The sequence below is a fragment of the Brevibacillus panacihumi W25 genome, assembly GCF_000503775.1.
GTDB lineage: Bacteria > Bacillota > Bacilli > Brevibacillales > Brevibacillaceae > Brevibacillus > Brevibacillus panacihumi_A.
Genome location: NZ_KI629782.1, coordinates 735,048 through 755,253 on the forward strand (window position 1 = coordinate 735,048; position 20,206 = coordinate 755,253).

General features: G+C 51.6%; 19 protein-coding genes and 1 riboswitch. Of the genes, 1 reads left to right on the forward strand and 18 read right to left on the reverse strand.

All coding sequences use genetic code 11. The annotated features are described in order from the left end of the window. Nucleotide 1 precedes the first annotated feature (1 nt). The 8 genes from T458_RS33095 to lepA all read right to left on the reverse strand — a co-directional run bounded on the left by T458_RS33095 (nucleotide 2) and on the right by lepA (nucleotide 9,714). On the reverse strand, nucleotides 2–754 hold the full coding sequence (locus T458_RS33095) for a 16S rRNA (uracil(1498)-N(3))-methyltransferase (RefSeq protein ID WP_023554794.1): 753 nt from the start codon (nucleotides 752–754) through the stop codon (nucleotides 2–4). An 18-nt stretch (nucleotides 755–772) separates the two neighbouring features. Further along, the gene (gene prmA / locus T458_RS33100) at nucleotides 773–1,714 is read right to left on the reverse strand and encodes a 50S ribosomal protein L11 methyltransferase (protein WP_023554795.1); all 942 of its coding nucleotides are present in this window, start codon (nucleotides 1,712–1,714) and stop codon (nucleotides 773–775) included. A gap of 69 nt (nucleotides 1,715–1,783) precedes the next feature. After that, a complete protein-coding gene (dnaJ, locus tag T458_RS33105; protein WP_023554796.1) occupies nucleotides 1,784–2,914 on the reverse strand; it encodes a molecular chaperone DnaJ in 1,131 nt (376 codons plus the stop codon). Between the two features lie 127 nt (nucleotides 2,915–3,041). Beyond that, a complete protein-coding gene (gene dnaK, locus T458_RS33110) occupies nucleotides 3,042–4,877 on the reverse strand; it encodes a molecular chaperone DnaK (RefSeq protein WP_023554797.1) in 1,836 nt (611 codons plus the stop codon). A 53-nt stretch (nucleotides 4,878–4,930) separates the two neighbouring features. Beyond that, nucleotides 4,931–5,473, reverse strand: a complete 543-nt coding sequence (gene grpE, locus T458_RS33115) for a nucleotide exchange factor GrpE (RefSeq protein WP_023554798.1) — start codon at nucleotides 5,471–5,473, stop codon at nucleotides 4,931–4,933. A 66-nt stretch (nucleotides 5,474–5,539) separates the two neighbouring features. Then, nucleotides 5,540–6,568, reverse strand: coding sequence for a heat-inducible transcriptional repressor HrcA (gene hrcA, locus T458_RS33120; RefSeq protein ID WP_023554799.1), 1,029 nt, complete (start codon nucleotides 6,566–6,568; stop codon nucleotides 5,540–5,542). A 128-nt stretch (nucleotides 6,569–6,696) separates the two neighbouring features. After that, nucleotides 6,697–7,836 carry a radical SAM family heme chaperone HemW gene (gene hemW / locus T458_RS33125; protein WP_023554800.1) on the reverse strand — a complete coding sequence of 380 codons (1,140 nt, stop codon included), beginning with the start codon at nucleotides 7,834–7,836 and terminating at the stop codon, nucleotides 6,697–6,699. A gap of 60 nt (nucleotides 7,837–7,896) precedes the next feature. Continuing rightward, the gene (gene lepA / locus T458_RS33130; RefSeq protein ID WP_023554801.1) at nucleotides 7,897–9,714 is read right to left on the reverse strand and encodes a translation elongation factor 4; all 1,818 of its coding nucleotides are present in this window, start codon (nucleotides 9,712–9,714) and stop codon (nucleotides 7,897–7,899) included. Between the two features lie 260 nt (nucleotides 9,715–9,974). Here lepA and T458_RS57520 point away from each other — a divergent pair, with 260 nt between their 5' ends. Next, nucleotides 9,975–10,082, forward strand: a complete 108-nt coding sequence (locus T458_RS57520) for a putative holin-like toxin (protein WP_023554802.1) — start codon at nucleotides 9,975–9,977, stop codon at nucleotides 10,080–10,082. Between the two features lie 171 nt (nucleotides 10,083–10,253). Here T458_RS57520 and T458_RS57525 read toward each other — a convergent pair whose 3' ends face one another. The 10 genes from T458_RS57525 to T458_RS33175 all read right to left on the reverse strand — a co-directional run bounded on the left by T458_RS57525 (nucleotide 10,254) and on the right by T458_RS33175 (nucleotide 20,084). Continuing rightward, on the reverse strand, nucleotides 10,254–10,406 hold the full coding sequence (locus T458_RS57525; RefSeq protein ID WP_252989773.1) for a hypothetical protein: 153 nt from the start codon (nucleotides 10,404–10,406) through the stop codon (nucleotides 10,254–10,256). Beyond that, a complete protein-coding gene (locus T458_RS33135; protein WP_252989774.1) occupies nucleotides 10,396–11,244 on the reverse strand; it encodes a hypothetical protein in 849 nt (282 codons plus the stop codon). Before T458_RS33135 ends, T458_RS57525 begins: the two co-directional genes overlap by 11 nt. Then, nucleotides 11,217–11,762, reverse strand: a complete 546-nt coding sequence (locus T458_RS33140) for a sigma-70 family RNA polymerase sigma factor (RefSeq protein ID WP_023554803.1) — start codon at nucleotides 11,760–11,762, stop codon at nucleotides 11,217–11,219. The genes T458_RS33135 and T458_RS33140 overlap by 28 nt, the downstream gene beginning before the upstream one ends. Before the next feature lie 79 nt (nucleotides 11,763–11,841). Then, nucleotides 11,842–12,654 (reverse strand): ABC transporter ATP-binding protein, encoded by an 813-nt coding sequence (locus T458_RS33145; protein WP_023554804.1) that lies wholly within the window; start codon nucleotides 12,652–12,654, stop codon nucleotides 11,842–11,844. After that, nucleotides 12,651–13,688, reverse strand: a complete 1,038-nt coding sequence (locus T458_RS33150; protein WP_031305378.1) for a FecCD family ABC transporter permease — start codon at nucleotides 13,686–13,688, stop codon at nucleotides 12,651–12,653. The genes T458_RS33145 and T458_RS33150 overlap by 4 nt, the downstream gene beginning before the upstream one ends. Before the next feature lie 69 nt (nucleotides 13,689–13,757). Further along, nucleotides 13,758–14,774 carry an ABC transporter substrate-binding protein gene (locus T458_RS33155; protein WP_023554806.1) on the reverse strand — a complete coding sequence of 339 codons (1,017 nt, stop codon included), beginning with the start codon at nucleotides 14,772–14,774 and terminating at the stop codon, nucleotides 13,758–13,760. A gap of 163 nt (nucleotides 14,775–14,937) precedes the next feature. Beyond that, a riboswitch (cobalamin riboswitch) is annotated at nucleotides 14,938–15,145 on the reverse strand. 18 nt (nucleotides 15,146–15,163) lie between these two features. Next, nucleotides 15,164–16,255, reverse strand: a complete 1,092-nt coding sequence (locus T458_RS33160; RefSeq protein ID WP_023554808.1) for a M24 family metallopeptidase — start codon at nucleotides 16,253–16,255, stop codon at nucleotides 15,164–15,166. A gap of 115 nt (nucleotides 16,256–16,370) precedes the next feature. Further along, a complete protein-coding gene (locus T458_RS33165) occupies nucleotides 16,371–17,264 on the reverse strand; it encodes an ABC transporter permease (protein WP_023554809.1) in 894 nt (297 codons plus the stop codon). A gap of 15 nt (nucleotides 17,265–17,279) precedes the next feature. Next, nucleotides 17,280–18,290 carry an ABC transporter permease gene (locus T458_RS33170; protein ID WP_023554810.1) on the reverse strand — a complete coding sequence of 337 codons (1,011 nt, stop codon included), beginning with the start codon at nucleotides 18,288–18,290 and terminating at the stop codon, nucleotides 17,280–17,282. Between the two features lie 132 nt (nucleotides 18,291–18,422). After that, on the reverse strand, nucleotides 18,423–20,084 hold the full coding sequence (locus tag T458_RS33175; protein ID WP_031305380.1) for an ABC transporter substrate-binding protein: 1,662 nt from the start codon (nucleotides 20,082–20,084) through the stop codon (nucleotides 18,423–18,425). Nucleotides 20,085–20,206: the final 122 nt, after the last annotated feature.

Below are 20,206 nucleotides of genomic sequence, written 5' to 3' on the forward strand. Positions count from 1 at the left end.
TTCACTCATCGGTGTCATTCATTCGCTCGAACTGGTAGGATGCGCAAGCCAGCACATACTGACTAGCGGTCTCTGTCCGCAGGATGCGTGAGCCAAGCGAGATCGGCAAAAAGCCATTCGCTTCTGCCAGCGCTACTTCATCCGGAGAAAAACCTCCTTCTGGTCCAATGAGAACGAGCAGCGTATCTTCTGCGTTCAACTCATCAAATACCTGATGCAGCGTCGTTGTGCCTTCTTTTTCATAAGCAATGGCACAGCGCGTGTACTCCCCTGCCGTTTTCAGGACCTCGCGAAACGAGGAAGGTGGCAGCAATTGTGGCAAAACCGCTCGATGCGACTGTTCAGCAGCCTCTTTCACAATTTTGCGCCAGCGTTCTAATTTTTTTGCTTCTTTTTTGGCGTCCAGCTTGACGATGGTGCGTTCGGAAGAAAACGGCAAAAAGGAGTACGCTCCCAGTTCCGTCCCCTTTTGCAAGATCCACTCCATCTTCTCGCCTTTTGGCAGCCCTTGTCCAATCGTGATGTGGATCGGAAGCTCAGGCCGCTCTTCCAGCAACTCAAGCACACGCGCCTTCACTTCTTTGGGAGACAAGACGACGAGCGCAGCCCTGGCAGAACGCCCTTCGCCATCTGAGACATAAATCTCGTCGCCTTCCTTGGCCCGCATCACATTTACGATATGGTGAACGTCGTCGCCGACAATGGTAATCTCATTCTCGGAAAAGAGATCTGGCTCGACAAAATATCGTTGCATCTCGCCAACCTCACTATTCTATCGTTTTTTTGAAACAATTGCTACCCAGTCATCGATGAAAATGGTTTCCACGATGGTGAGTCCTGACGCGGTCAGAGCTTCCTTCACATCTGCTTCCCGCGCTTCAATAATCCCCGATGCGATGAAGGTTCCGCCTGGCTTCAACACCCGGTACACATCGTCGGTAAAGCGGACGATGACTTCCGCCAGGATGTTCGCGATCACCATCTCCACTTGTTCCTCGATGCCGTCGAGCAGATTGTTCTGCCTTACCGTAATGCTTTCATGAACACCGTTCAGTTCCGTATTGGCTTGCGCAGAACGGACGGCCACTTCGTCGAGATCCATCGCCAGGACGTGCTCTGCTCCGAGCTTGACCGCAGCGATACTGAGAATGGCAGTGCCTGTCCCGACATCGTACACGCGATCGCCCGGGGACAGATACTTCTCAATGGCGCGCAAGCAAAGAATCGTGGTCGGGTGTGTCCCGGTTCCAAAAGCCATTCCCGGATCCATCTCGATAATGATTTCATCTGGGGACTTCAGCTCGTACTCTTCCCATACAGGCTTGATCGTCATCCGATCCGTTACGTGGATCGGCTTGTAGTACTTTTTCCAGGCGTGGGCCCACTCGTCCTCGTGAACATCGTTGACTGCAATCGTCGCCTTGCCGATATCAAGGCCGTACTCGATCAGCTCTGCCAACTGTCCTCTCAATGTTTCGACCACTTCGAGGAGATCGCGGCTTTCAACCGGCAGATACGCCTTGACGAATACGCCCTCGGCCGGAAAATCATCCGGGGAGAGCTGGTAGATCTCACCAAATGGCGTATCCCATTCGCGATACAGAACCTCCGGATCTTCAATCACGACACCGTTGGCACCCAATTCATACAAAAGACTGGACACCGCCTCTGTAGCTTCTGCTGTAGTATGGATACTAATTTCCGACCAATTCATGAATCTACCACTCCCCGTTGTGTTCCTATTGCCTGCCTAAGATGATTGTACGCAGACGTATCCGCGGCCTTATTCGCCGCGGAACGCCCGTTTCATTTTTTCAAAAAAGCTCTCATCCTCTACACCGCCGCCATGTTGGCCCGGCTTCTCCCCCGACAATTCAGCCAGTTCGCGCAAAAGCTCTTTTTGTCTGTCGCTCAGTCTGGTTGGCGTAATCACCCGCACTTTGACATGCTGGTCACCTCGGCCGCTGCCGCGCAAGTGCGGAACGCCCTTTCCGCGCAGGCGGAAAAACGTCTCAGTCTGCGTCCCTGCTGGAATTTTCAGCTTGACGCGTCCGTCTACAGTTGGCACCTCGATCTCGTCACCGAGAGCCGCTTGTGCGTAGGTCAAAGGCACTTCACAATAAATGTCATTGCCCTCTCGCTCAAAAAACTCATGCTGCTTGACGCGCAATACCACATACAGATCCCCCGGCGGCCCGCCGTTTGCTCCCGGTTCTCCTTCGCCTGAGACGCGAAGCTGAGCACCATCGTCCACACCGGCAGGAATGTTGAGGTGAATCTTGCGGCGCACCTTGACCCGTCCGCTGCCGCGGCAGGAGGAGCATTTTTCCTTGAAGACTTTCCCTTTTCCTTCACATGTGGTACAAACGCGACGATTTACAATCCGGCCAAATGGCGTGTTTGCAGCGACTTCCTGCTGTCCCGTACCGCTACATGTCTTACATGTCTCTACTCCTGTGCCAGGCTTGGCACCCGAGCCGTGACAAGTATCGCACTCCGCCTCTTTCGGGATTTCTACGTCTGTTTCCTTGCCGAACACCGCATCCGTAAATTCGATGCTCAAGCCAAATTGTAAATCGGCACCTTTCCGTGGCGCATTGGGATTTCTTCTCGCGCCGCCGCCGAAAAACATATCAAAAATATCGCCAAAGCCGCCCATACCTGATGTGTCAAAACCACCGCCGCCAAAGCCCTGATTCGGATCCTGATGGCCAAAACGATCATATTGCGCCCGTTTTTGCGGTTCTGAGAGCACATCATAGGCTTCCTTTACTTCTTTAAACTTCTCTTCTGCATCCGCTTCTTTATTGACATCCGGGTGATACTGGCGCGCCAAGCGGCGATACGCTTTCTTGATCTCGTCCGCGCTCGCTTCTTTGGCTACACCCAACACCTCGTAGTAATCACGCTTCATCTCCTACATCACTCCCATGACAGTCAACTGTTATCATAGCATGTGACAGACTTGAAAAAAAGTCAAAGTCACAACGCGTGACTTTGACTTCTAAGTGGGTCACATGGTGAAGAATGTGCCAACGTGACTATTTTTTGTCGTCTACCACTTCGTAGTCGGCATCAACCACGTTGTCTTTCTTCGCTTCCCCTTCTGCACCTGCTCCAGCTCCACCCTGCGCTTGAGCAGCTTGAGCTGCCTGTTCATACAGCTTCATGGAAATTTGTTGAACGATCGCGGAAAGTTCGTCTTTGGCAGATTTGATTTCCTCGATGTTTCCGCCTTCCAGCGCTTTTTTCACTTTATCCTTGGCTGCATTGGCCGAATCGATCTGCGATTGGTCAACCTTGCCTTCCACTTCTTTCAGTGTCTTTTCGGTTGTGAAGACGAGCTGGTCTGCTTCATTGCGCACTTCTACTTCTTCCTTGCGCTTTTTGTCTGCTTCGGCGTTCAATTCTGCTTCTTTTACCATGCGCTCGATATCTTCATCGCTCAAGCCCGTGTTGGACGTGATCGTAATGCGTTGTTCCTTGCCTGTACCCAAATCTTTTGCACGCACATTCACGATCCCGTTGGCGTCAATATCAAAGGATACTTCGATTTGTGGGATACCACGCGGCGCAGGCGGGATGTCCGTCAGGTTGAAGCGTCCCAGCGTTTTATTGTCGGCAGCCATCTGACGCTCGCCTTGCAGGACGTGAATTTCTACAGAAGTCTGGTTGTCTGCCGCAGTAGAGAAGACTTGAGACTTGCTGGTAGGAATCGTCGTGTTGCGGTCGATCAGTTTGGTGAATACGCCCCCCAATGTCTCAATCCCCAGGGAGAGAGGCGTTACGTCCAGGAGTACAACGTCTTTGACATCACCGGTAAGTACACCAGCTTGCACAGCAGCACCAAGGGCTACAACCTCATCCGGGTTAACCCCTTTGTGCGGTTCTTTGCCGGTAAATTTCTTGATCGCTTCCTGTACAGCTGGAATCCGAGTGGAACCGCCGACGAGGACGACGCGATCAATCTCGTTCGGAGTAAGTCCGGCATCTTGCAAAGCTTGACGGGTTGGTCCCATCGTACGCTCCACGAGGTTGGCGGACAGCTCTTCAAATTTGGCGCGAGTCAGGTTGATCTCCAAGTGTTTGGGACCAGAAGCATCCGCTGTAATGAATGGCAGAGAGATGGTTGTGGTCAACACGCCGGAAAGGTCTTTTTTCGCCTTTTCCGCTGCATCTTTCAAGCGCTGTTGAGCCATGCGGTCTTTGGACAGATCGATGCCATGCTCTTTTTTGAATTCGCTGACCAGGTAATCTATGATCACTTGGTCGAAGTCATCGCCACCCAGCTTGTTGTCGCCAGATGTCGCTTTTACTTCAAAGAAGCCTTCGGACAATTCCAGGATGGATACGTCAAATGTACCGCCACCCAGGTCAAATACCAGAACGGTCTGGTCTTCGGATTTTTCCATTCCGTAAGCAAGCGCAGCCGCAGTCGGCTCGTTCACGATGCGCAGCACTTCCAGTCCAGCGATTTTCCCTGCGTCCTTGGTCGCTTGACGCTGGCTGTCGTTGAAGTACGCTGGCACGGTAATCACCGCTTGCGTCACTGTCTCGCCCAGATAGCTTTCCGCATCAGCCTTCAGCTTTTGCAGGATCATGGCAGAAACTTGTTCAGGCGTGTATTCCTTGCCTTCCATGATTTCCTTGTGGTTGGTACCCATATGGCGTTTTACCGACATAACGGTGTTGTCAGGGTTCGTGATCGCTTGGCGCTTCGCCGCTTCCCCGACGATACGCTCTCCATTTTTATACGCGACGACGGATGGTGTCGTACGGTTTCCTTCCGCGTTGGCGATAACGACTGGCTCTCCGCCTTCCATTACCGCAACACAAGAGTTTGTAGTTCCCAAGTCAATTCCGATTACGCGACTCATACAATCTGTTCCTCCTAACACTTCATCTGGGAATGTTTTAAGAATGCCTGATGCTACTCATTCACTTTGACCATGGATGGCCGAATCACTCTGTCCTTGAACTGATAGCCCTTCTGCAGCTCCTCGACAACGACGCCCGAATCAAAGTCAGGGTCTTGCGTCTGCATCACAGCTTGGTGAATGTGCGGGTCAAAAGGCTGGCCTTTTGCCTCGATTGCTTGCAAGCCTTCTTTTTCAAAGACTTGCACCATCTGGCGGTATACCATGTCCACGCCAGTCAACAAGGATTCCACTGTCATGGATTCGCGGTCAGCAGCCAGCGCACGCTCGAAATTGTCGAGCACAGGCAGCAGTTCTTCGACGATTTTGAGCGAAGCGTACTTCGCCAAATCTTCCTGCTCCTTGCGAACGCGTCTTCTGAGGTTATCCATGTCAGCCATCGCACGCAGCATTTTATTTTGATTTTCTTCAGCCTGCGCCTTCCATTTGGCTGCTTCCTGCTCCCAATCTGTCTCAGGAGTTTCAGGCTGTTCTGCTGCTTCTGCCGTTTGCTCCTCTTCGGCCGTCATTTCCTTCGTCCATTTCTCATCACTCAACTCGAAATACCTCCTGTGTCGCTCCTCCGATCATGATGACCGGCAGCCATTCACTCGTACCTTGCTTTATTTTTCAAACTGCGAGGTCAGCATGCGCGACAGCCCTTCTGCCAGATGATTGAGCACAGTGATGACTCTGCTGTACTCCATCCTGGTCGGCCCTAGAATTCCCACCATTCCCACCGGCTTGCCGCCTAGGGAATACGAAGCGGTGATAATACTGCATTGCTTTATCGCGTCTAGCTGATTTTCTTGACCGATACGTACTGTCAGACCATTCGCTGGCATGCCCAACATATGAAGCAACTGGTCGTGCTGCTCCAGCAATTCCAGAATATCCTTCACTTTGTCGACATCCCGGAATTCCGGCTGGTTCATGATCTTGGTCGCACCGCTCAGGTAGACACGATCGGTTTCTTCCTGATGGAAGGATTGATCAAGGAGTTGGAGCATTTCCTCATATTGCTCGGTATGGCGTCTCATCTCCCCAGAGATCTCCTGGTACAAGCGCTGACGCAATTGCCAGAGCGGCACGTCCGTCAGGCGATGATTCAGCAAGTTGACAAGTCTTTCAATCTCACTTGTCCCGATGCCATCCGGCAAATCAATCAGTTTGTTTTCTACCCGTCCGGTGTGGGTGACGATGATCGCCACAGCCTGTGTCTCGTTCAAGGGAACGATTTGCACATTTCTCAAACGATGATCAAAAACCTCCGGCCCCATAACAATCGCCGTATAGTTGGTGAGTTGCGTCAAAATCTGGGCCGTGTACTCCACGACTTGCTCAGCATGAAGAATTCGCTCGGCAAATAACTGTTTTAGTTTAACCAAATCCTGCTCGTTCAACAGATGTGGCTGGATCAGGTTATCGACATAAAACCGGTACCCTTTTGTAGATGGGACACGCCCTGCCGAGGTATGAGGCTGTTCGAGATACCCCAGCTCTTCCAGGTCGGACATTTCGTTGCGAATCGTAGCCGATGAATATCCTATGTCTTCCCGTTTGGAAATCGTGCGGGAGCCAACTGGTTCGGCAGAATGAATGTAATTATCGACAATCGCGTTCAAGATCAGTCTTTGACGGTCTGATAACATAAGATCACTTCGCCTCCCCGTTGTTAGCACTCATTGCGATTGAGTGCTAAATCTACATACTAAATTATCAATAGTAGAAGGATTTGTCAACGGACTTCCTGGAGTTCATTTGCAAATCTCGACAGTGATTACCGTAAAAACCGGGCAAAGACCTCATTGCCCAGCGGCAACCCCTTCCGAGTCAGGCGAAGAAACCCGCCCTGTTCCTCCAGCATGCCTTTTTCGATCTCTTCTCGGATAACCTCACCGAAGACTTCCCTGGCATCAGCGCCGAAACGCTTTGCAAACCGGCCAAGGTCTACTCCTTCACTCAGTCGCAGTCCCAAAATCATCTGCTCTTCCATCGCATCTTCTCGCGGCACTTCGAATTCATCGACTCGCGGCAGCCCTTCCTTGCACATCTGCAAATAGATCGGCAACGGTCCGGCATTGACATGTCTTCTGCCATTCACATAGCCGTGAGCCCCCGCTCCCAGACCATCATATTCGTTATTGAGCCAATAGGTTTTATTATGCTTGCTTTCACAGCCCGGTTTGGCGAAATTGCTGATTTCATACTGATGATATCCTTGCTTCTCCATCTCTTCGATCAGCAAGAGATACATCTCAAGCTCGGTCTCTTCCGAGGGCAGCGGCAACTGGTCCTTTTGATAAAGGGTATGAAACAAGGTATTCTCCTCTACCTTCAGGCTGTACGCTGAAAAGTGCGTCGTCCCCAATGCAAATGCCTTGTCCAGAGTTTGCCGAAAGATCTCCATCGTCTGGTCCGGCAAGCCGAACATCAGGTCGATCGAAATATTCTCGAAGCCTGCAGCACGTGCGTTCTCCACACTGCGATAGACATCGTCCGTATCATGAATGCGTCCCAGTCTTTTTAACAGGGCATTGTCGAAGGACTGGACTCCAAAACTCAGTCGATTCACCCCGAGCTCGCGCATCAGACGCAGCTTCTCCACATCTGTCGTGCCGGGATTCGCCTCCATTGTAAATTCGAGATCTGGCGCCAGATGTTTGCCAAGATATTGCTGGACTGTCTCCAGAAAAGAACGCATCTGTCCGAGATCAAGAAAGGTAGGTGTTCCTCCACCCACAAAAATCGTCTTGATGGGCTGCATGGTTCTGTTCGCAAAGGTAAGCTTCATTTCTTGCTTCAGAGCTTCGAGGTAATCCCATACCAACTGCGGATTTTGGGTGACAAAAGAGTTGAAATCGCAGTAGAAGCATTTATTCGTACAAAAGGGGATGTGAATATACACCGATTGCGGCATCTTCCGCTTCCCCTCCTTTCGTAGTTTTAGAATGGAAAAGACCTGACACAAAGGTCAGGCCTACTTCTTCTCATCCATGCGCAGTACGGCCATGAAGGCTTCTTGAGGAACCTCTACGGAGCCGACCGATTTCATGCGCTTTTTCCCCTCTTTTTGCTTTTCCAGCAGCTTGCGTTTACGCGAGATGTCCCCGCCGTAGCATTTGGCCAACACGTTTTTACGCAAAGCGCTGATTGTCTCGCGGGCCACGACCTTGTGTCCGATGGTCGCCTGGATCGGCACTTCGAACTGCTGGCGCGGAATCAGTTCTTTCAGTTTTTCGCAAATCACTTTTCCGCGAGCGTATGCCGTATCCTTGTGGACGATAAAGGAGAGCGCATCCACCATCTCGCCATTGAGGAGAATATCCATTTTGACCAGCTTGGAAGCTTTGTAGCCGCCCAGTTCGTAGTCAAAGGAGGCATAGCCCCTCGTGCCTGATTTCAGCAGATCGAAAAAGTCGTAGACGATCTCAGATAACGGCATGTCGTACTTCAATTGAACGCGGTTCTCGCCCATATACTGCATGTCGAGAAACTCCCCGCGTTTGCCCTGGCACAACTGCATGACATCACCGACGTACTCTTTTGGCACCATGATGGTAGCTGTAACATACGGCTCTTCGACTGTTTCGATCTTTTGAGCTTCCGGCATTTTCGACGGATTGTCAATCTCGAACACTTCGCCGTTTGTCTTCGTAATACGATAGATAACGCTCGGTGCTGTGGTGATCAGGTTGATGTTGAATTCGCGCTCGATACGCTCTTGGATGATCTCCATGTGCAGCAGTCCGAGGAATCCGCAACGGAAACCAAAGCCCAGCGCTTGGGACGTCTCAGGCTCGAATTGCAGCGATGCGTCGTTTAACTGCAGCTTTTCAAGCGCTTCACGCAGGTCGTTGTACTCGTTGGTTTCGATCGGGTACAGACCGCAGAATACCATCGGGTTGATTTTGCGGTAACCTGGCAGCGGCTCTGCGGCTGGACGGCTCGCCTCCGTGATCGTGTCCCCCACCCGGGTATCGCCGACGGTCTTGATAGAGGCGGCCACGTAGCCTACATCCCCTACCGTCAACTCTTCCACTGGCGTCTGGCGCGGTGTTGAGGTTCCGATTTCCGTTACCTCGAAGGCTTTGCCTGTCGCCATCATTTTAATTTTCATGCCTTTTCGAAGGGTTCCGTTCACTACGCGGATCGAGGCAATCACGCCTCGGTATGCATCGAAGTAGGAGTCAAAAATCAAGGCTTGCAGCGGAGCATCCGGGTCGCCCTCCGGCGCCGGAACTTTTTGCACGACGGCTTCGAGCACTTCCTTGATGCCGATACCCGCTTTGGCGGAAGTCAGGACGGCATCGCTGGCATCCAGTCCGATGACATCTTCCACCTCTTGCTTTACACGCTCTGGCTCTGCACTCGGCAGATCGATTTTATTCACAACCGGAATGATTTCCAGGTTATTGTCCAACGCCAGATATACGTTCGCCAATGTCTGTGCTTCAATCCCTTGGGCGGCATCCACAACAAGAATCGCCCCTTCACAGGCAGCCAGACTGCGGGATACCTCGTACGTGAAGTCCACGTGTCCAGGGGTGTCAATCAGATGGAGAATGTATTCCTCTCCGTTGTCCGCTTTATAGTTCAAACGCACAGCATTCAACTTGATCGTAATGCCGCGCTCTCTTTCCAGATCCATCGAATCCAGGAACTGGGCTTCCATCTCACGGGATGACAAGGCACCGGTGAGCTCCAAAATCCGGTCAGCAAGTGTCGACTTGCCGTGGTCAATGTGGGCGATGATGGAAAAATTTCGTATCCTTTTCTGTCTTTCACGTCGATCCATTGACTGTTAGTTCCCTCCCACGCGAATCCATTCCTGCCAGATTGCGTCTCACAAAAATACACTAACGGTTATTATAGCAAACGCTGGATAGCGTAGCAACAAAAGAGAATGGAGAGTTGGCCCAAAAGCACTAGAGAAAGTACGTTCCAAGTGATTCTGAAGCAATTACACCAAACTGTAAATTTATGTTATTATTGGACTAACGATAGAACGGCTTGCAAAGGCAGTTGGCTACCTCTCGCGGAAGGGAGGGATGCTACGTGGAGGTTAAAGATGCTTTGACGCTGATGATCGGTTTTGGTTCGCTACTAATAGCAGGGCTGACCCTGGTTGTCGCAATAGTCGTAGCTCTTAACCAAAAGAAATAGACCGCCCCTGCCAGGGTACGCGGTCTATTTCTGGACATTTTACCAAAGCCGACCGCCTTTGTAGCGGTCTATTGGGCGGGAGCCGTGTGGTCGCACGGCTCCCGCAACAAGTTTTATTATAACTTTTCCCAATTCCACATTCAAGAGATGTTCTGGCGATGTTATGAAATGTCAGGATGGCTGCTCACTTCGCTGCCGGATCATGTCCAAGACTTCCGGTGGGAAAATTTCCGCAAGGCTGCTCTGATACCGATTTCCATCCTCTGGCATCTGGAAACCGACCACGCGATAGTCATTCCCCACATACATCACGTCAAACGCCATCGCCGCACTGATTCCTGGAGTTGTTTTCACTTTGGACCCTGATCCAGGCATAGGCCCTTCGTTTCTCGGCACTAGGGGCATCGACATGAAGCAGTTCGATGGTGATCTGGCGGTTCTTGCCCAGCCACCCCAGCTTATCTCCTTCGGTTTCCAAAAACTTGCGGATCAGCGGTTCTACCAGGCTTTGGTTGCTCGGAGAGATCCCTGACTTCACTTCAATAAATACATGCCCGAAATATTTCCCTGATGACCGTACCTCCAGCTTCCAGATCCCCGGAGTGGGCAAGACAAGTCCTGAAGGAAAATGGCCCTTGGCATCGTAGAGTCCACCGCCCACTTCGAAGCTCCCCAGCTCCACTTGCTGTCCCTCGCTGTCGTGTGCTACTATATCCACCGTTTTGGAAAAGTCCCCGTCCAGCATCCACATGAATTTTTGCTGCTGACCTGCGTAGATGTTGCTTTCATCTGTAATCAACCGGACAGGCTTTTCGCCCAGATAGGAGAAAGTCAGGTTATCCACTGTTCCTTCGACGACAGGGGAAGGTTTCCAGAGCTCCGGGCTTTGCAAGACTCCTCCGGGCAGCAAAGAAGGCGGTTGTTGAACAGGATCAGTCCCGCTCTGCCCCCATTCGACCTGTTGCGGCCACACCTGCCAAAGTGTGATGACGAGCAGCAGTGCCGCTACCGTCACTGGGCCAAAGCGCATAAACGACATCCTGGGAGACCGCTTGTGAATTCGATCACGTACTCCATTCTCCAATTTAGCAGTAAAATGCACGTCCCGCAGCATCCCTTGATCCGCCCGCTCCTTCAGCTGTTCCAACCATTTGTCTTCCATTCCCATGCATCCTCCTCTCCCATCCGTTGCTTCAAGTGCTGTCTTGCGCGATGCAAGCGCGTACGTACCGCTCCTTCCTTAATCCCGAGAACCTCAGCCATCTCCGCCATCGACAAATCGGCGTAATAATGTAGGGAGATGACCTGACGGTGCGCCGGCGGCAGAGATAGTACAGCCTGTACCAATTGATCCCGCTCGACCTGTTCCATCACAAGCCGTTCGGCAGAGTGAACGCTTTCGTCCCGAATCCAGGATTGGGGAAGGATATGCCGTACTGACCATGAACGCAAGTACCCCTTGCACTCATTCACGGCGATCCGGTACAGCCAAGTATGCAAGCTGCTTTCGTGACGAAAGCGCGGGAGATTTCGATACACTTTGACGAAGACATCCTGTGTCAGATCTTCCGCCAGACTGCGATCCTTGACCAGAAAAGTGATGAGGCGGAGTATACGCGTCCCGTATTCCTTCATGATTTGTTCAAATGCAGCTTCCTGTGTGGGCTGCAATTTTTCCACGGCACGATCCTCCTTCCCTTCACTGCTACTCGTTAGATGCGCAAGAATGACTTTTGTTACAGGAAGCGGCCAACATTTTTCATGATCCGACAGCCCCCTTCTGTCTGGAGGCAGCAGCCAAGCTCATTTCCGAAAAATAAACGATATGTTTTTTCCCCGTTCTGGGATGAAGAACCACTTCCGCCTCGACACCGAAAACATCGCGAATCAGCGCAGCCGACAGTACCTCTTCTGTCCGTCCCGACGCCACGATTTTGCCGTTGTCCATGACATACAAGCGGTCGCAGTACATGGCTGCCATATTGAGATCATGCAAGGCTGCCAGTACGGTCATCCCCAGCCTTTTCACCAGGTCCATGATCTGCAATTGATAGCGCACATCGAGGTGGTTTGTCGGCTCGTCCAATACAAGGAATTTCGCCTGCTGGGCCAAGGCCCGAGCGATCATGACGCGCTGCTTCTCGCCTCCTGACAAAGTAAAAAAGCTTCGCTGCTCCTGATCCCCCATCCCCACCTGCGCCAATGCTTCGGCACAAATCCGCTCATCCTCTGCTGTATCCGTCTGAAACAGCGTTTTGTGGGGAGCGCGTCCCATGAAGACCATCTCGCGTACCGTAAAGTCAAACTCAACAGACGATTCTTGCCGAACGACAGCCATGCGCTTGGCGCTCTCCACTGTGGATAGCCGATAGACGTCTTCCCCATCCAACGTAATGAGACCTACTTCCGGCTTCAGAACGCGATAGATGCTCTTCAACAAGCTGGACTTGCCGCTGCCATTGGGTCCGATCAACCCGACGGTCTCCCCGTCCAACACTTCCAGTCCTACATCTTGCAGCAAGGTTTTCTTTTTATCTACGGTAACGGAGATGTTTTCCGCTTGCACCCTCATTTGCCACTACCTCCAAAGGAATAGGAACTGCGCATCATCAACCAGAGAAAGAACGGTCCGCCGCAAAGCGCCGTGATGATCCCGATCGGCAGTTCTTCCGGAGCGAATGCAAACCTGGCAATGACATCAGCCCAGACGAGAAAAATCGCTCCGAGCAAAGCGCTGACGGGAAGCACTCGCCGATGGTCCGATCCAACCAGGACGCGAACGATATGCGGCATCATCAAGCCGACAAAGCCGATCGCCCCGCTAATGGCGACGATCACCCCGGTCAGCAAGGCGGTTACCAAAAACAACAATCTGCGAAAACGGGTGGTATTTACACCCAAGGTACGGGCGGATTCCTCCCCGAGCAGCATGGCATTGAGCGAACGATAATGAGCGATCAATATCAGCATGACAATCGATACCACCACCGAAGGAATAGTCAGATAATCCCACTTGGCACCTGCCAAACTGCCGCTCATCCAGAACAAAACTGAGCGAATCCCGTGTTCATTGGGTGCAGAAAAGATGATCAGGCTGGTTACAGCTGACAGAACGGCCGAGATGGCGATTCCGGCCATCAGCAAGCGAACCGTGGAATTCTGTCCTCCGATCCGTGATAACACAAAGATAAGCAGTACCGAGAGTAATGAACCTACAAAAGCTCCGGCAGACAAAGCAAACTGTCCGAACAGACTGAATGCGCCAAACAGGATGACCAGCGTCGCTCCTACGGACGCACCGGAAGAGACTCCAAGGATATACGGGTCCGCCAACGAGTTGCGAACCAAAGCTTGGATCGCCACCCCGACCACCGACAATCCTGCACCGACTATCACTCCCAGCAAGACGCGAGGAAAGCGGATATCCCAGATGATCGTATGCTCTGCTTTTGTCCAGTCTGCCTGTATGCTCTCACCCAGGAAAGGAGTATGCCATAACGCTATTTTCCAAACCTTCGCTGAGTCGATCGGAACTGATCCCATGGTGATGGCTAGCGTAATCGTGACAATCAGACCGATTACCAGCACCACGAGTAGCATTGTCATGTTTATGCGTCGCAATTTTCTCCCCCCCTTTCAAAGAGCCAGCCCAGAACTGGAAGTATTCGATACGCGCTAATTCATAAACTTTTCAGGATACATACCCTCTGCCAAGATTTTCAGCGCAATTGGCGCACGAACACCTTCCGCCGCAGCGGACAGCGGCAAGACGATCAGCTTCTGCTCCTTGATCGCAGGCAAATCAGCCAGCTCCGCTTTATGCAACAGCATGTTTCTTTTCTGCTCTACCGTCTTATCGCCATAGTCGACGATGACAATCACTTCTGGATTGCGATTGACCACCTCTTCCCAGCTTACCGTAGTCCACCCCTTGTCCACGTCGGAAAAAATGTTTGTACCGCCTGCCTGGGCGATGAGGGTGGTCATGTAGTTGTTTGCGGCGGTCAGGGGTTGGTCTTCTCCACTGTCATACACGAAGACAGTAAGTGGCTTGTCGATTTGTCCCAGCTTGTCCGTTATTTGCTCCATCTCTCGTTTCATGCTGGAAATGAGCGCCTCGGAGCGGTCCTCGATCCGAAAGATTTTTCCGATGTTCAAAATATCTGTGAAAACATCCTCCGTCGTCGGAGCGCTCATATTGGAGGACATATGTAAATAGGATTGGATTCCGGCTTGTTCCAGCTCTTCCATCGATCCTACTCCCTCATCGCCAAAGCCGCTCTTCCACCCGGAGTAGACAAAATCGGGGTCGGCTGCCGCAAGTACCTCCTTACTCGGGTACTTGTCAGACAAGACCGGAATTTTTTCATAGGCTTCCTCATATATAGGCAAAATCGCATCATCGAGATAAGCCGTCCCCACCATCTTGGCCTCCAAGCCAAGCGCGAGCATCACTTCTGTCACATGCTGGTTGAGAGTCACGGCCCGTTCAGGTGCCTTGTCGAAGCGAATTTCTCTTCCGTTATTTTGAATCACGACCGACTGCCCGGATTCTTGACCGGATAGTGACTGAGAGCCCGCACCTTGCGAATTCTGGTTTGCTGGCTGGTTTACCCCGCACGCGGCGAGCAGCATGGTTATTGCACAAACACCGATAATACTCATCTTTTTCCAATTGAATTTGCGATTCATGTAGCTTCCCCCTCATTTTTCATCACAATAAAAAGCATCTCCCCTAATGGTTGAGGGAGATGCTTGTCTTTCGTGGACGGGGACATGCCAAGACACAGGCGATTGACTATGCCCTGCTTTTCGCTGCCGCTGTACTCCACATCATCCCCATCCTCGTGGGCCGATCATGCATGGCTTCATGGCAGGTCTCCTGGCTTCGATTCATCGTGCTGTGTCACCTTCCCATTCCCTTTTGTGAGGGAACAGTGGCATGTCTGACATCGCACTCCTCGTTACAGTGGCGGGGGCGCGCCGGTTTTTCACCGGACTTCCCTTTTAAGCTGATTGCTCCATTACGGCAGCAACCTAGCACCATGAAACATCATTATTTACTTGGTTGGACGCTGGTTTTATCCGATTATCGTCCACTCTTTCGGGAATTTCGTCAACACTTCTACGCCTGTTTCCGTCACCAGGACGTTGTCTTCGATCCGGACACCCCCGAGACCAGGCAGATAGATCCCCGGCTCGATGGTAAAGACCATTCCCGGGCGCAAGACTTCCTGATTTTCCCCGTGTACCGATGGGTATTCATGCACATCCATGCCAAGTCCATGACCGAGACGATGCATGAAATATTCCCCATACCCCTTGGCACTGATGACATCACGTGCGGTTTTGTCCAAATGGGCAAACGTTACTCCGGGTTTGATTGCTGCGATTGCCGCTTCATTGGCAGCCAATACGATCTCGTAGATTTCACGCAGCTTTCCGTCTACTTCTCCCACGGCAAAAGTCCGTGTAATATCGGAGACGTAACCGTCGGCTTCAACCCCTAAGTCAAACAGCAACAGCTCTCCTTGCTGTACAGCTCGACTACCCGGATTTCCGTGGGGCAGCGCCGATTTCTCGCCTGCGAGTACCATCGTGCTGAAGGAAGGGCCTTCCGCACCCAAACGCTTCATCTGATACTCAAGCTCTGCGACGATCTCCACTTCGGTCACGCCCGGCTTTACTTTTTTCAAGCTCTCCCGCAGAGCATCTTCTACGAGCTGGATCGCGTGCTTCATGCGGGCAACTTCATCTGGGGACTTGATCAGACGCATTTCCCGAAGGGGCTGCTCCACGTCGACGAAGCGTGAAGCCCCTACGAATGCGCTCATCGCCTCGAAGCGCTCCACAGTCATATGACTTTTCTCGATCCCCAAAGCCTGAAGGCCGGTCGGCAGGGTCTCTTTGAGTACTTCATAAGGATTTTGAATATCTGTATGGGTATAGATGCGTTGGATGTCGGAAGCGGAGGCGGCTGCCTCCCGATCCAACGCAGGGACGATCAAAGAAGGTTCCCCCTGGGCCGGAATCACCAGTCCCAGAAAACGTTCATGCGGATCTGTAAAAAAGCCAGTCAGGTAGTAGACATGCTTCGGAGAAGTAATCAATACTGCATCCAGCTTTTGTTCTTGCATAAAGTGATGAAGCTTTTCGATGCGTGCTGCAAACAATGTCGTCACCTTGCTTTCGCCAATATTCTATAGCGAGGATACCATTTCCTTGGCAAAAAAAGAAGCGTTTCACCGAAAAAGGAAGCTGAGGCAGCTTCCTTCTCTATGAAAACAATTAATTTTTCATCCTCGGGTCCAACGCATCCCGCAGACCGTCTCCGATCAGGTTGAAGCCAAGCACGGTCAGCATGATAGACAAGCCCGGGAAGATGACTGTCCAAGGTGCCTTCTGAATGTATTGGCGCGAATCGGAGAGCATTTTGCCCCATTCTGGTTCGGGTGCTTGGGCGCCCAAGCCGAGAAAGCCCAAGGCTGCCGCTTCAATAATCGCGGTCGCAATGCCAAGCGTTCCCGTCACGATGATGGGGGCCATGCTGTTCGGCAAGATATGCTGCAGAAGAATACGGCTGTCCTTCATGCCAATCGCGCGAGCCGCCATGACAAATTCTTCTTCCTTGAGACTGAGGACACGCGAGCGAACCAGTCGTCCAAAGGTCGGGATATTTACGATCGCTATAGCCAGCAAAGCATTTTGCAGCGAGGGGCCCAGAATGGCAACGATCGCAATCGCCAGGAGAATGCTGGGGAAAGCGAGCATGATATCAAAAATTCGCGAAATCAGGGTATCTACCCAACGGCCGTAATAACCAGCCAGCAGCCCCAGAATCGTTCCTGCCACAACCGAACCGATCACCGAAAACGTCCCGACCCATAGGGAAATGCGCGCACCATAAATGACGCGGCTTAGAACATCCCGTCCATTGTAGTCCGTCCCCAACAGGTGCTGCTCCGATGGAGGCTGGTTTTTCATCTTCAGATCCCCTACATCGTACGGATAAGGGGCGATAAATGGAGCGAATATAGCGACGATCACAAAAAAGCAAATGATCCCCATTCCCACCAGTGCAAGCTTGTTCTTGCGCAGTGTTCTCCACGCTTCCCGCCAAGGAGAGATGACTTGTTCGTCTGCCTGCTTTACCGGATACGTCTGCACATTTACTTCTGCCATATCTGACGAACCTCCTTAGCGGTATTTGATCCGTGGATCGATGTAGGCGTACAGCAGGTCGACCAGCAAATTGATCAGGACGAAGATCGTCGCGATGACGAGAATCCCCGATTGGATGACCGGGTAATCACGATTGCCGATCGCCGTGAAAATATACCGTCCCACACCCGGCCAGCCGAAGATCGTCTCCGTCAAGACTGCGCCCCCTAGCAAAAGACCCGTTTGCAAACCGATCACAGTAAGTACAGGGATCATGGCATTCTTCAATGCATGCTTGTACACCACGCCGAATTGAGCCATACCTTTTGCCCTGGCTGTGCGTACATAATCGGCACGCATGACTTCCAGCATGCTGGAGCGCGTGATGCGTGCAATAATGGCCATCGGAATGGTCCCCAGCGCGATTCCAGGTAGAATCAAGTGCTCCACGACATCCCGGAACTGGTCCCATCTTCCTGCCATTATCGAATCCACTATATAAAAGTGCGTAATAGCCTGTACAGGATCACGCGGATTGTCACGACCAACTGATGGCAGCCATTTCAACTCTTGCGCAAAAAACCATTGCTCCATCAGACCCAGCCAAAAAATCGGCATGGAAACGCCAATCAAAGCAATCAGCATAGCGGTGTAATCGAACCAGGAATTTTGCTTCCAAGCAGAGATAATGCCGGCATTGACGCCAATAAAGACAGCAAAACACATGCTAAAAATTGTCAGTTCTGTCGTAGCCGCCAGATAAGGACCAATTTCTTTTGCAATGCTAGCCCCTGTGTGGAGCGATACGCCAAGATCTCCTGTAATGATTTGCTTGAGATAATCAAAATACTGTATGTACCAAGGATTGTTTAAGCCAAGAACTTCACGCAAGTCAGCAATTGCTTTGGCACTTGCTTTCTCACCCAGAATGGTTAATGCCGGATCGCCCGGTATAGCCCGAATAATTGAAAAAACGACGATGGACATGCCCAGTAGGACGGGAATGAGCATTAGAATTCTTCGGATGCTGTAGGATAGCAATGCCATCTCCTCGCTTTCCTGATTTGAAAACTTGGCTCCGTCAAGACGTCATGGCGGGGCGGTGGTTGCACGAAGAAAAAAGGGTAAGAAGAAGGGGCTCCTCTTACCCTTTGCAATCGTTTGATCTGATGGAGAGGATTATTTGATATCTACTTTCTCCAGACTTTCCGAGCCTTTTGGATGCGGTTTGTAGTCGACGATATTGGCTCTTGCAGCCAGTGCAGGTGTGGAGTGGGCCAGAGGAACCATTGGCACTTCCTTGAAGATAATCTCCTGTACTTGCTTGTATAGCTGCTCGCGCTCTGACTGGGTATTCGCCTGCTTGGCTTTCATCATGAGCTGGGAAGCCTCATCGTTTGCCCAGCGCGTATTGTTGTTTCCATCGATATTATTCTTATCCAAGAGCGTCGCGAGGAAGTTGTCTGGGTCCCCGTTGTCCCCGGTCCAACCGAGCATGAACATGGTTTGCTCGCCGATTCTTGTTTTCTCCAGATAAGTCGCCCATTCCATCGTCACAATTTCCGTTTCAATTCCGATTTGCTTGAGGTCTTGTTGAATGGCTTCGGCAATTTTCACACCATCCGGCATGTATGGCCGCGGTACAGGCATTGCCCAGAACTGTGTTTTAAAGCCATTAGGGAATCCGGCTTCAGCCAACAGCTGCTTGGCTTTTTCCAGATTAAACTCGCGGTCCTTGATGCTGTCGTTATGTCCCCAGAGGGTCGGCGGCATAGGATTGACAGCCGGTTGGCCCAAACCTGCAAAGAAGGCTTCCACGATAGCAGGCTTGTTGATCGCGTAAGCAATGGCCTCGCGCACCTTTGGATTGTCAAACGGCTTTTTCTCTACGTTGAACCCAATATAGCCAACGTTCATCGAAGGTCGCAGGATGAGCTGCAAATCGCTGTTCCCTTGCACCGTTTCCGCATCATCAGGGTTCAGGCCATCCATCAGGTCGATCTCTCCGTTGATCAAAGCTGTCAAACGTGCCGTATTTTCAGGAATCGATTTGAACACGAGGGTGTCCACTTTCGGGTACCCGGCGTTCCAATAGTCCGGATTTTTTTCCAAGGTTATCGTGTCGTTGCGTTTCCACTCTTTAAATTTGAATGGCCCCGTACCTACCGGTTTTTCGGTAAAGCCATCTGCTCCCGCCGCTTGAACTGCTGTTGGAGATGCGATGGCAAAAGGAGACATTCCGAGGTTTTGGATGAAAGGAGCCAACGGATAATTCAAGGTGAACTTGACTGTATGCGGGTCTACTGCCTCTACAGATTTGATGACGTGATTGGGATCTCCCTTGTAGCCCCCAAACATGTCATTGTAATAGTAGTAACCGTCCTGGTTGTGGAAGGGGTTGCTCTTATCCATCCAACGCTCGAAGTTCCATTTCACTGCTTCGGCATTAAAATCCGTGCCATCGTGGAACTTGACGCCCTGGCGCAGTGTAAAGGTATACGTAAGGCCGTCTTCCGAAATCTCCCATTTTTCAGCCAAGGATGGAACAACTTTGGTGCTTTCCTCTTCGTAACCAACTAGTGTGTCAAAAATATTTTCGGTTACTTTAAAGGATTCGCCGTCTGTCTCTCTGATCGGATCGAGACCAGCTGAGTCACCACCACGACCGACGATCAGTTGTTTCGGTTCGCTTTTAGCAGGCTCCGGCGCTGGCGTTGGCGCTGGTTGCTCTGTCTTGGCAGGCTCAGTCGGCGGTGCTTGCGTCGTTTGAGAGCAGCCCGCAAGCAGCATCGAAATCGCCAACAAGCTGGTCATGGTCGCCGAAAGAATTCGTTTCTTCATGACTTGAATCCCCCTCTTTTCTTTGTTTACCGCTTGCACATAAAGGTTCTGGTTCTTATCGACTCTGCTTCGCATCCCCCCTTTAAAAGGTTGCGGGATAGTAGATTGTGCTTCTGTCGATG

Bases quoted from the DNA above. Each gene is read 5' to 3' on its own strand.
- T458_RS33095 (WP_023554794.1), bottom strand. From the start codon at position 754: ATGCAACGATATTTTGTCGAGCCAGATCTCTTTTCCGAGAATGAGATT.
- prmA (WP_023554795.1), bottom strand. From the start codon at position 1,714: ATGAATTGGTCGGAAATTAGTATCCATACTACAGCAGAAGCTACAGAG.
- dnaJ (WP_023554796.1), bottom strand. From the start codon at position 2,914: ATGAAGCGTGATTACTACGAGGTGTTGGGTGTAGCCAAAGAAGCGAGC.
- dnaK (WP_023554797.1), bottom strand. From the start codon at position 4,877: ATGAGTCGCGTAATCGGAATTGACTTGGGAACTACAAACTCTTGTGTT.
- hrcA (WP_023554799.1), bottom strand. From the start codon at position 6,568: ATGTTATCAGACCGTCAAAGACTGATCTTGAACGCGATTGTCGATAAT.
- hemW (WP_023554800.1), bottom strand. From the start codon at position 7,836: ATGCCGCAATCGGTGTATATTCACATCCCCTTTTGTACGAATAAATGC.
- lepA (WP_023554801.1), bottom strand. From the start codon at position 9,714: ATGGATCGACGTGAAAGACAGAAAAGGATACGAAATTTTTCCATCATC.
- T458_RS57525 (WP_252989773.1), bottom strand. From the start codon at position 10,406: ATGGCGTTTGACGTGATGTATGTGGGGAATGACTATCGCGTGGTCGGT.
- T458_RS33135 (WP_252989774.1), bottom strand. From the start codon at position 11,244: ATGGAAGACAAATGGTTGGAACAGCTGAAGGAGCGGGCGGATCAAGGG.
- T458_RS33145 (WP_023554804.1), bottom strand. From the start codon at position 12,654: ATGAGGGTGCAAGCGGAAAACATCTCCGTTACCGTAGATAAAAAGAAA.
- T458_RS33150 (WP_031305378.1), bottom strand. From the start codon at position 13,688: ATGACAATGCTACTCGTGGTGCTGGTAATCGGTCTGATTGTCACGATT.
- T458_RS33155 (WP_023554806.1), bottom strand. From the start codon at position 14,774: ATGAATCGCAAATTCAATTGGAAAAAGATGAGTATTATCGGTGTTTGT.
- T458_RS33165 (WP_023554809.1), bottom strand. From the start codon at position 17,264: ATGGCAGAAGTAAATGTGCAGACGTATCCGGTAAAGCAGGCAGACGAA.
- T458_RS33170 (WP_023554810.1), bottom strand. From the start codon at position 18,290: ATGGCATTGCTATCCTACAGCATCCGAAGAATTCTAATGCTCATTCCC.
- T458_RS33175 (WP_031305380.1), bottom strand. From the start codon at position 20,084: ATGAAGAAACGAATTCTTTCGGCGACCATGACCAGCTTGTTGGCGATT.